12 protein-coding genes and 1 pseudogene are annotated in these 10,256 nt (G+C 45.9%); all 13 read left to right on the top strand.

Features of this window, described 5'->3' with window-relative positions; translation table 11 throughout:
* The first annotated feature begins 30 nt into the window (after positions 1-30).
* Positions 31-999, top strand: coding sequence for a zinc-dependent alcohol dehydrogenase family protein (locus tag GJU39_RS22420; protein ID WP_154283233.1), 969 nt, complete (start codon positions 31-33; stop codon positions 997-999).
* 25 nt (positions 1,000-1,024) lie between these two features.
* The gene (locus GJU39_RS22425; RefSeq protein WP_154283234.1) at positions 1,025-1,354 is read left to right on the top strand and encodes a nuclear transport factor 2 family protein; all 330 of its coding nucleotides are present in this window, start codon (positions 1,025-1,027) and stop codon (positions 1,352-1,354) included.
* Positions 1,355-1,520: 166 nt separating this feature from the next.
* The gene (locus GJU39_RS22430; RefSeq protein WP_154283235.1) at positions 1,521-1,679 is read left to right on the top strand and encodes a hypothetical protein; all 159 of its coding nucleotides are present in this window, start codon (positions 1,521-1,523) and stop codon (positions 1,677-1,679) included.
* Entirely contained in the window at positions 1,679-2,842 is a 1,164-nt protein-coding gene (locus GJU39_RS22435) for an ATP-NAD kinase family protein (protein WP_154283236.1), read from the top strand. Before GJU39_RS22430 ends, GJU39_RS22435 begins: the two co-directional genes overlap by 1 nt.
* Before the next feature lie 371 nt (positions 2,843-3,213).
* Positions 3,214-4,617, top strand: a complete 1,404-nt coding sequence (gcvPA, locus tag GJU39_RS22440; protein WP_154283237.1) for an aminomethyl-transferring glycine dehydrogenase subunit GcvPA — start codon at positions 3,214-3,216, stop codon at positions 4,615-4,617.
* A 23-nt stretch (positions 4,618-4,640) separates the two neighbouring features.
* Positions 4,641-6,194, top strand: coding sequence for an aminomethyl-transferring glycine dehydrogenase subunit GcvPB (gene gcvPB / locus GJU39_RS22445; RefSeq protein WP_154283238.1), 1,554 nt, complete (start codon positions 4,641-4,643; stop codon positions 6,192-6,194).
* Positions 6,195-6,396: 202 nt separating this feature from the next.
* Complete coding sequence (locus GJU39_RS24425) at positions 6,397-7,140, top strand: transposase (protein ID WP_456238482.1); 744 nt, start codon at positions 6,397-6,399, stop codon at positions 7,138-7,140.
* Positions 7,106-7,363, top strand: coding sequence for a thiamine pyrophosphate-dependent enzyme (locus tag GJU39_RS22455; protein ID WP_209437714.1), 258 nt, complete (start codon positions 7,106-7,108; stop codon positions 7,361-7,363). Before GJU39_RS24425 ends, GJU39_RS22455 begins: the two co-directional genes overlap by 35 nt.
* 4 nt (positions 7,364-7,367) lie before the next feature.
* On the top strand, positions 7,368-7,937 hold the full coding sequence (locus tag GJU39_RS23680) for an aldehyde dehydrogenase family protein (RefSeq protein WP_209437715.1): 570 nt from the start codon (positions 7,368-7,370) through the stop codon (positions 7,935-7,937).
* Between the two features lie 72 nt (positions 7,938-8,009).
* Positions 8,010-8,282: an aldehyde dehydrogenase family protein gene (locus GJU39_RS23685; RefSeq protein WP_209437716.1), complete on the top strand. Its 273-nt coding sequence runs from the start codon at positions 8,010-8,012 to the stop codon at positions 8,280-8,282.
* Positions 8,283-8,364: 82 nt separating this feature from the next.
* Positions 8,365-9,288 carry an LLM class oxidoreductase gene (locus GJU39_RS22465; protein ID WP_154283241.1) on the top strand — a complete coding sequence of 308 codons (924 nt, stop codon included), beginning with the start codon at positions 8,365-8,367 and terminating at the stop codon, positions 9,286-9,288.
* Between the two features lie 525 nt (positions 9,289-9,813).
* A pseudogene (locus GJU39_RS24015) lies at positions 9,814-9,969 on the top strand (IS982 family transposase); the annotation flags it as partial.
* 102 nt (positions 9,970-10,071) lie between these two features.
* Positions 10,072-10,256, top strand: a 185-nt coding sequence (locus tag GJU39_RS22470) for a DUF4269 domain-containing protein (protein WP_154283242.1), incomplete at its 3' end; no start/stop codon positions are given.

The following is a 10,256-nucleotide window of genomic DNA, read 5'->3' on the forward strand; positions in this document are numbered from 1 at the left end:
AATTTACCTAAATAACTAAATCAATACAATATGAAAGCAGCAGTATTAAACGAGTTCGGCTCTGTAGAAAAATTTGAGATTTTAGAAGTTCCAACCCCTAAACCAGGATTCAATGATGTTTTAGTCAGGGTATTTGCAACATCAGTAAACCCTTTGGACTACCAGGTCCGCCGTGGGGATTACAAGAATGAACTTTCATTACCCGTAATTACCGGGCATGACGTCTCAGGCGAAATTGTGGAGATAGGTCAGGGAGTTGAGAACTTCAAGGTAGGTGATGAGGTTTACTATACCCCGGAGATCTTCAAGGGTTATGGGAGTTATGCAGAATACCACTGTGCGCACGAGTCCATCATCGCACTGAAACCAAAAAATCTCACTCACTTACAAGCCGCAACACTTCCCCTGGCGGCGGGCACAGCCTGGGAAATGCTGGTTACCAGGGCACAGTTAAAGATTAACCAGTCTATTTTGATACACGGTGGCGCCGGTGGCGTAGGAATACCAACCATTCAGATTGCCAAAGCAATGGGAGCGACCATTTTTACAACGGCAAAGAAGATCCATCACAAATTCCTACTTGAAATTGGGGCCGATCACGTGATAGACTATGAAAATGAAAACTATTTGGATGTTATCGAGAATATTACCAATGGTAGAGGAGTCGACGTTATCATTGACACCCTCGGGGGGAATACACTTTCTGACAGCGCAAAAATCCTTAACCAGATGGGTCAGGTAGTTACATTAGTGGATATTGAGAAGCCTCAAAACTTAATCCACGCCTGGGGCAAAAATGCGACCTATCATTTCGTGTTCACGCGACAGAACAGGAACAAACTGGACGAGGTTACAAAACTAGCAGAGTCCGGAAAGCTGAGACCCGTACTGAACAAGGTATTCCAGCTGGCTGAAATAGGGAAGGCACACGCTCTCCTTGAATTCAAGGAAAGTGATAAGGACTTTTATGGAAAGGTCGGAATAGAGATAGGCGACTGAAACAGTTAATAATAAAAGATCAGATATGAATAATCAAGATATTTTTATAAGTGCGAACAAGGCTTTGGCGGATGGAAACTATGACGAGTTCATCACATACTGTAGCCCACATATCAAATGGGAAAACGTGGGCAAAAGCACTTTAGAAGGAAAGGTCGAACTTTATAATTATATAAGTTCAGCTTATGGAGGACTAGAATTTACAACTGAAAATTATATAAAAGAAAATGATTTCATTGTTGAGTTCGGAGCCATAGTTTTTGAAAAATATGGAGAGTCAAAAAAAAGTTCGTATTGTGACATTTGGAATTTTAAGGATGGCTTTATCCATCAATTGACTTCGTTTGTTATTTGAGTAAGCTTGGTTGAAAACTATTAATTCAAACCTGCGTATTGAAGCGGCTTTGTTTGTTTTAAGAACACTGATACAAAACATTAGCCCATTACAATCTAGTTGAAAACTATGTATAACCATTTTTATCTATTATGGGACTTAGAGCAATCAAATTAAACAATAATATATGAAAGCAATTATATTAGATGCTCCTGGAGGAGTTGAAAAACTAAGTTATACCGATTTAGAAATTCCCAAAATAAATACTGCAGAAGTATTAATACATGTCAAAACGATGAGTATAAATCTAGTCGATGTAAAGTCTAGAAAAAGCAAAGGAATATAATGTCGACCGCCAATCTTTTAACCGCTACCAGAGCGCCCTGGACCGGCAAGACGCTCGGCCTCGTCGTTAATCCCTTTGCGGGCATGGGCGGCGGAGTCGGTCTCAAGGGAACTGACGGTTCCGACATTCTGGAAGAGGCGCGGCGGCGCGGCGCGCAGCCGCTTTCGGGCGAGCGGGCCGTCCGTGCGCTCACCCGTTTTGCTAAGTCGGCGACATCGTTTCGCCTCCTGACCGGGTCCGACGATATGGGCGAGAATGCGGCGCGGGCTGCTGGACTTGAGCCAATCGTCGTGCATCGTTCGACGTTGGGCGCGAGCGGCCCCGCCGATACACGGGCTGCCGCCGCCGCGATGGCGCTTTGGCCGGTTGATTTGCTCATATTTGCGGGCGGCGATGGCACGGCGCGCGATATTCTGGACGCGGTTGACGACCGCGTGCCCATGCTGGGAATCCCGGCGGGCGTGAAGATGTATTCGGCGGTGTTCGGCACCACCCCAGAAAACGCTGGCAACCTCGTAAGCCTATTTCTCGAGGGCAGTCCGGCCGCCCGGGTCCGCGAGGCTGAGGTGATGGACCTAGACGAGGCCGCCATGCGCGAAGACCGGTTGTCGGCGCACCTCTATGGCTATGCCCGCAGTCCCTACGAGAGGTTTCTGGCGCAGAACGCCAAGGCAGGTTCCGGGTTCGGTGAAGATGCGGCGCTAGATGCGGTCTGCCGACGCGTGGCCGCGGGCATGCGGCCGGGGTGCCTCTACATCGTGGGACCGGGCACCACCATGCGGCGCGTCATGGTCGCACTTGGCTTGCCGGCCACGTTGCTCGGCGTCGATGCTGTGCTGGACGGCCGGCTAGCCGGAGCCGACCTCAACGAACGGGCGCTGCTCGGCCTGATGGAGGGGCACGAGGCGCGCATCGTCGTCGGCGTACTGGGCGGCCACGGTAGTTTGTTCGGGCGCGGCAACCAGCAAATAAGCGCTGAGGTCATTCGCCGGACCGGTCGGGACCGGATTACCGTCATCTCGAGCATCGAAAAGCTGATCGCACTGGGCGGAGCCCCCCTCCACGTCGACACGGGCAACGAGGAGATCAATGCGCTCCTTTCGGGCTACATCCGGGTGGAAACTGGCCCAGGCCGCAGCACGCCGTTCCTAGTCACAACCTAGTTCCCAGAATGACCTTGTTGTGCTGAATTGCCTTCAACAGTAGCCAGGAGACTCAGACTATGCTGGAATTGATATTTTTTGCTTTGATGCTAATGGTAAAATTGTGGAACACTGGGATGTTTTACGGAAAATATCTGAAGAGTCTAAAGATGAAAACGGCTTATTTTAATAATCGCCTGCAAGCTTTATAACCAATCATCACAAATTTTATGTCCTAAGTACGTGAATCATGTCAAAAAAAGTTGTACCTGATTAAAATTTGATAAATATCAGAGGTCAAGTTCAAACAGAAGTGCACATTTGCTCGAATACCATTTAAATGCATCGAAATTAAGATTTAAATAATCCCTTAACATAAACAAAAACCGCCTATGAAACCCGCTATCGCCCACCCTTACATGGCCAACTCTGTCCCTGCTATTCAGCAGGAGATGCTCGACTCAATCGGCGTCAAGACGATCGATGAACTGTTCGTCCAGATTCCTAAGGACCACCGCCTAACCCGCCCGCTCGACCTTCCTCCCGCCTTGAGCGAGCGGGAGCTGCGACGCCACCTCGTCGAGACCCTGTCGAAGAACAGCACCACGGAGGACAATCTGAGTTTCCTCGGCGCCGGCATCTGGCAACATCACGTTCCGGCAGCTGTGGACGAGATCGTCCGCCGCAACGAATGGCTGACGTCTGTCTACGGAGAGCCCAGTTCCGACCATGGCCTCTACCAGACCTGGTTCGAGTTCTGCAGCCAGCTTGGCGAACTACTGAACTTCGACCTGGTCGGCATGCCCGTGCGTAGCTGGGGCACCGCCGCCGGACATGCTCTGCGGATGGCGGCCCGGCTGACTGGTCGTACTGAAGTCGTCGTCGTGAGCGCGATCGATCCGGAGCGCCTTTCGATCATCCGCAACTACTGCGAACCGCCGCAGATGGCGGACCACATTACCGTCCGTCTCATAAACTACAATCCCGCAACCGGGCTGATCGATCTCGAACATCTGCGGGCCACGGTCAGCGGGCAGACCGCCGCTGTCTATTTTGAAGTGCCGTCCTACCTCGGTCTGATCGACCATCAGGCCGCCGAAATCGCCGCGATCGCCCGCGCGGCCGGCGCCGAAACCATAGTGGGAGTCGACCCGATCTCTCTGGGCGTGCTTTCCGCGCCGTCCGACTACGGCGCCGACATAGTCGTCGGCACCATTCAGCCCTTGGGCGTCCACCTCCATGCAGGCGGCGGGGTCGGCGGTTTCATTGCAACTCGCGACGAACCTCGCTACGCCGGGGAGTACCCGACGCTGTTCATCAGCATCGCCGAAACCATCAAGCCAGGCGAGTACGGGTTCGGGCGCGCCCTGCTCCAGCAGTCATCCTACGACCTGCGCGACAAAGGCAAGGACTGGATCGGTCACTCCGTCTACCTGTGGTCGATCGCCGCGACCGCGTACATGGCGATGATGGGGCCACAGGGCTTCGCCGAGATCGGTGAAATCATTCTGCAGCGCGCCCACCACGCCGCGCACCGCCTTGGCGAGCTCGAGGGCGTCCGGATCACGTTCCCCTCGGGCTTCTTCAAGGAGTTTGTCGTCAACTTCGACGACACCGGAAAGAGTGTCGCCGAGATCAACGACGCCCTGCGCGCCGAAGGAATCTTCGGCGGCCACGACCTTTCCTCCGACTTCCCCGAACTCGGCCAGAGCGCACTCTACTGCGTTACCGAGATTCATACCCAATCCGATATCGAGCGCCTGGTTGGCGCCCTTCAAAAAATGATTATCCTATGAGCAACGAACTTAAACAATATCCTATGAGCAACGAACTTAAACAATATCAGGGGCCCGTTTGGAACGAGCCCATCATTATGGAAATGGGATACCCAGGTCGTCGCGGCGTGCTCTTTGCGCCCGCAGAACCCGAGGTCCGGCGGCAGGTCGGCGACGTGTCGGCGTTGATCCCGTCCGCCATGCGCCGGAAAGACGCACCGGCCTTGCCGGAGATGTCGGAACCGGAAGTTCTATATCATTATCTTCGCCTCTCCCAACAGACACTTGGCATGATGGGAATAAGCTTGTTCGGCACATGTACCATGAAGTACAACCCTCAGATCAACGAGCAGATGGCGTGGCGTCCCGAAATCACGGAACTCCACCCGCTGCAGCATGAAGACACCATGCAAGGCGCGCTCGAGATTGTGCACAACATGGACCTGATCCTGCGTGAGATGTCAGGGATGGACCAATTCGTATTCCAGGCCGGCGGTGGCTCCGAGGCAGCCTACCTGAACTGTGCCGTGACACGCGCCTATCACGCCTCGAAAGGCGAGCTGGAACAGCGCGACGAAATCATCGTCACGATCGCGACACACCCCTGCGATCCCGCGACCGCAGCTGCGGCTGGGTTCAAGGTTATCACCCTTATGCTCGACGAAAACGGCTACCCGTCACTCGACGCGCTCAAGGCGGCAGTCTCCAATCGCACCGCCGCCATCATGGTCAACAACCCCGACGACATGGGCGTCTATAATCCGGAGATCAAAGAGTGGGTCCGCATCGTCCACGAAGCGGGCGGACTAGCCTTCTACGACGCCGCCAACTTCAACGCCACCATGTCGAAACTCCGCGCTCGCGAGCTTGGCTTTGACGCTTGCATGTTCATGCTCCACAAAACCTTCGGCACGCCAAAGACCGGCGTCGGCGGACCGGCGACCGGCGCCTATGGTTGCTCGGCCGAACTGGCGCCCTTCCTGCCGTCGCCTCTGGTGGTGCGTGATGGCGACCGCTATCGTCTCGATGCAGACCGGCCGCAAAGCGTCGGCAAGATCCGGGAGTTCTTGGGCAATGTCCAGGTGGTCCTGAAGGCTTACGCGTGGACCCGCTCGATGGGTGCCGAAGGCATTTCGCAAGCGTCCGACATTTCGGTCCTGTCCAACAACTACATGGAGAAGGGCCTACTCGCCATTCGGGGCGTGACCCGTTCCAATCCTGAGGCCACCACGCCAAGGATGGAGATGACGCGTTACTCGTTGCAGAAGATGAAAGAGGAGACGGGGGTCGGCACCCACGACGTCCAGAACCGGATGTCGGACTTCGGGATCGACCCGTTTTGGACAAGCCACGAACCCTGGCTCGTGCCCGAACCCTTCACGCCGGAAGCTGGCGAGATGTACGGCAAGGAGGCGCTCGACAAATGGATCGCCGTGATCAGTCGCATCTCCGACGAAGCCTATTCTAATCCGGAGCTCGTCAAGACTTCGCCCCATAACCAACCGGTGCACCGTCTGAAGCTTGGCGTGATCGACGATCCGTCTACCCGGGCCATGACTTGGCGCTCGTTCGTGAAGCAGCGCGCCGCACGCGCCTAGCCGAAGTTCTATCAAGGCGGGGGCGCAACGTCGTCCTCGCCTCCCCTAAGCCCTAGCGTCAAACCATCCTAAGAAGGAACTCATAATGCCGAAAACCGGCATAATACTGAAAAATAGTTGGTGAATAGTTTATTAAGCATTGATATGATTGGCGTTAAAGAAAGTTTGATGAAATTAGTTTCATCAAACTTTTTTCATATGGATAAATCATCAAAAAAAGCGATGTTGGGGCTGTAAAAGTCTTAATGTTATTCTTTGGGGTAAACAAAAAGACAAACAACGATTTAAATGTAAAAACTGTGGATTATTATTTACAGATAAAAAACCTGAACAATGTTTAAAAAATCGTTTATTTTGGTTCAAAAAATGGGTTATTGAACGCCTAACATATAAAACTCTTGTTCGCGATAGTGGTTATTCAAAAGACACACTTCAAAGGACTTTCTATGCTATTTTAGAACAAGCTCCAAAGATAAAAATCATTCAAAGAAACAATGTTAATCTAAGAATGGATGCGACCTATTTTCAGAAATTTTGTTTGGTATGCTACCAAGATGATTTTGATGGTTACACTCAACTTATACGCTTTACAGATAAAGAATATTATTTTGAAATGAAAGAAGATTTGGAGAATTTTATTAAGTTAGGTATTCAAATAGAAAGTGTTACAACAGACGGTCATAAAAGTATTTTGAAAGCAATAAAAAAAGCTATTCCTGATGCAAAAGTACAACGTTGTTTGGTTCATATTCACAGAATGCGCCTGATTTGGCTGACCAGATATCCAAAACATATTGCTGGACAAGAATTAAGAAGTATTGTTTTAATGCTCTTAGAAATCAAGACAGAAAATGATAAAGCTTTTTGTATACAAGAATTTAATCATTGGTTTGAACGACAATGCGTATGGCATGATTCAATCGAAACACGAGGATTTAGGGTTTAAGAATTATGGATTGGATTACGGAAACCCTGACTTTGTTAAATATGCCGAAAGTTTCGGTGCCGATGGATATAAACCAGATTCGGTAGAGGAATTTCAACAAACTTTTAAAAAAGTATTGAATTTAAAAGGAGTTCATCTAATTGATTTAGCCATTGATTATTCCCTGAACCATGAAATTTTAAACTTATTATTGAAAAAATATTCCAGTGAACTTAAAAAATGAGATAATGAGTAAAGCAATAACGATTGATCCTGCAAATGGGGAGACTGTAAACGAATACGAAAGGATAGATATTTTTAAAGCCAAAGAAAAGATTGCTTTTGCAAGTGAAGTCTACACTTCCTGGAAGCAGACAACCTTTACGGAACGCTCACAACTAATGCATGCACTTGCTAAACTTTTCCTTGAGAGAAAAGAAGAATATGCACAACTAGCCACATTGGAAGTGGGAAAAACCATTATACAAGCGAGCAAGGAAATAGAAAAATGTGCCTGGATATGTCGCTTTTATGGGGATAATACGGAAAGACTTTTGGCAAAGGAGATAGTAGAAACTGAGGAGGTTAAAAGTTATGTCACTTTCCAACCGATGGGAGTTATTTTGGCTGTAATGCCTTGGAATTTTCCATTCTATCAAGTAATTCGTTTTGCGGCCCCTGCAATAATGGCCGGAAATACTGGCGTGCTGAAACACGCATCCAATGTACAGGGCAGTGCATATGCATTGGAGGATGCTTTTGTCAAAGCGGGATTTTCAAAAGGAGTATTTACCAATCTGAATATGAGTGCAGACTAGGTCAAAGATGTTATTGAAAATAAGAATATTACAGCAATAGCCCTTACAGGAAGTGACTCTGCGGGAAGGTCAGTGGCAACTATAGCAGGAGCTAATCTAAATGAAGCCATTGCTCTGGCTAATAATTCCCAATTTGTTTTGGGTTCGGGAGTCATTACATCAGATAAGGCACGTGGAGAAAAAGTGGCATTGCAACTTGAGGCCGGGAGTAGTTTTGTGAATAAATTGGTGACTTCGGATCCTAGATTCCCATTTGGAGGCATTAAGAATAGCGGGTATGGAAGAGAACTTTCAGGTTACGGTATTCGGGAATTTGTAAATATTAAGCCTATTTGGATAGATTAAACAATCGATGAGTAAGGGTAAGTTGATGCCTGTAATCAGGAAAAATTAATTAAATGATTTCTAAAATTAAAAAACTAAAAAAATGACTACATTTTCTAAAATAGCTACCAAAGGAAAGTTAACACTAGGTTTGGTATTTCCAATAGAAGCATACACGGGTTCTATTGCAAAAATGGAAAATCAAGAACAACTTGCTAAACGCGCAGAAGAACTTGGTTTTAAAGCACTTTGGTTTAGAGATATCCCTTTTAATGACCCAAATTTTGGCGATGCAGGACAACTTTATGACCCTTGGATTTATATGACCCATATAATGAATCATACCAAGGAAATTGCTTTAGCTACAGGAAGTATCATACTTCCATTGCGTCATCCTGTACATACTGTAAAATCAATTAATAGTCTCCAAATTCTTTCAAACGAAAGATTAGTTCTAGGCGTTGCATCTGGAGATAGACCAGTAGAATATCCTGCATTTAATCAGCTTTTAGAAAATAAATCAGAATTATTTAGAGATAGCTTTCATTATATCAAAGCACTGCAAGGAAATTTTCCACACTATACCTCAAAGTTTTATGGTAATACAAATGGAGGAATAGATTTGCTTCCAAAATATTATAAAAAGACACCGATGCTTGTAACTGGTCATTCTGGACAATCATTAAACTGGATAGCGGAACATTCAGATGGATGGTTGTATTATCCGACAGATTTCAAAACTTTGCAATTGGTAATGCAACAATGGAGAGAGGCTTTATCTAAAAATGAAGAAGATTGGAAACCTTTTATGCAATCAATTTACGTCGACATAACAAAGGATTCGTATGCGAAACCTACACCAATTCATTTAGGATTAAAAACGGGAGCTGAATATCTAAACTCCCATTTAAAACTATTAGAGTCTTATGGTGTGAACCATGTCATGCTGAATTTAAAGTATGGTACTAGATCTGCTGAAGAAATGATAGAAGAAATTGGAGAAAAAGTAGTTCCGAAATTTTTCTAAGTTCAAAAAAAACAAAAAGACTACCGATAAATGCTGATATCCCTTATTATGGCTATATTTTCGATAAGATCTGTTTCTTTTGGAAGATTTATGATAAGGGGCATTTTAAATCGGAAGACCGGGAATTAATCAGATAAAATTACAATTTTTATGAAATGTGTTAGTATCAAAATAACTAATTTCAGCTAGATAGTTTGCTTTAAATTCAAGGCACACAAACTGATCATTTCAGTTTATACGCCTAGATTAAAAAAATGATAATCACTTATGTTTTGGTCACCAGAAATTGTACGTAAAGCTTTGTTGAATATCAGTTGATTATGAGTAAAAAAATATTAAAAAAAGTTGAAGAACCTTGTTCGCTTTTAGAAATTTTAAAAATTATTGCCGATTCGCTCAAGATATTATTACTTTGGTAAAAAAATTAAAAGGGAGGAGATAGTGATTACTTCATACTTGAGTAACAATGCGAGCTGCTTACTTTAGTCGGATTTAAAAACCTATAGACTTTTGGTGAATAGTGGTTTAGTTTCTCAACTATGTGATTCGTTTTTAATTCGAAACACTTTTGCAAAGTCTTTCGAAGGCTTTAAAACGATAATTTTGGCAGAAATAAGTATATTAAAATTTATTCAATATATAAACAAATTTATATTTGATAGACCCCTAAATAATATCTAAAAACAAATTATTTAATTAAACCCAATGAGTAATGAGTATTCTAAACTTGCTCAAAAATTTAAAAACGATGATCAATAATATTATTCAATACAACACTAAAGAATGAAATTTGACGATATAAAATATTTACAATTCGGAAATACCAGACAACAGCAGGCATATGCGGCATTGATGAATAATAAAATTTTATCAAAACTCATAAAATTTAATCCCATTCTTGTCGGAACTATACCTATAAATATTCATCTTGAAAACAGCGATCTTGACATCATTTGTTGTTTTTCAGA

Origin of the sequence: Pedobacter petrophilus (genome assembly GCF_009674725.1) — a bacterium.
Lineage (GTDB): Bacteria > Bacteroidota > Bacteroidia > Sphingobacteriales > Sphingobacteriaceae > Pedobacter > Pedobacter petrophilus.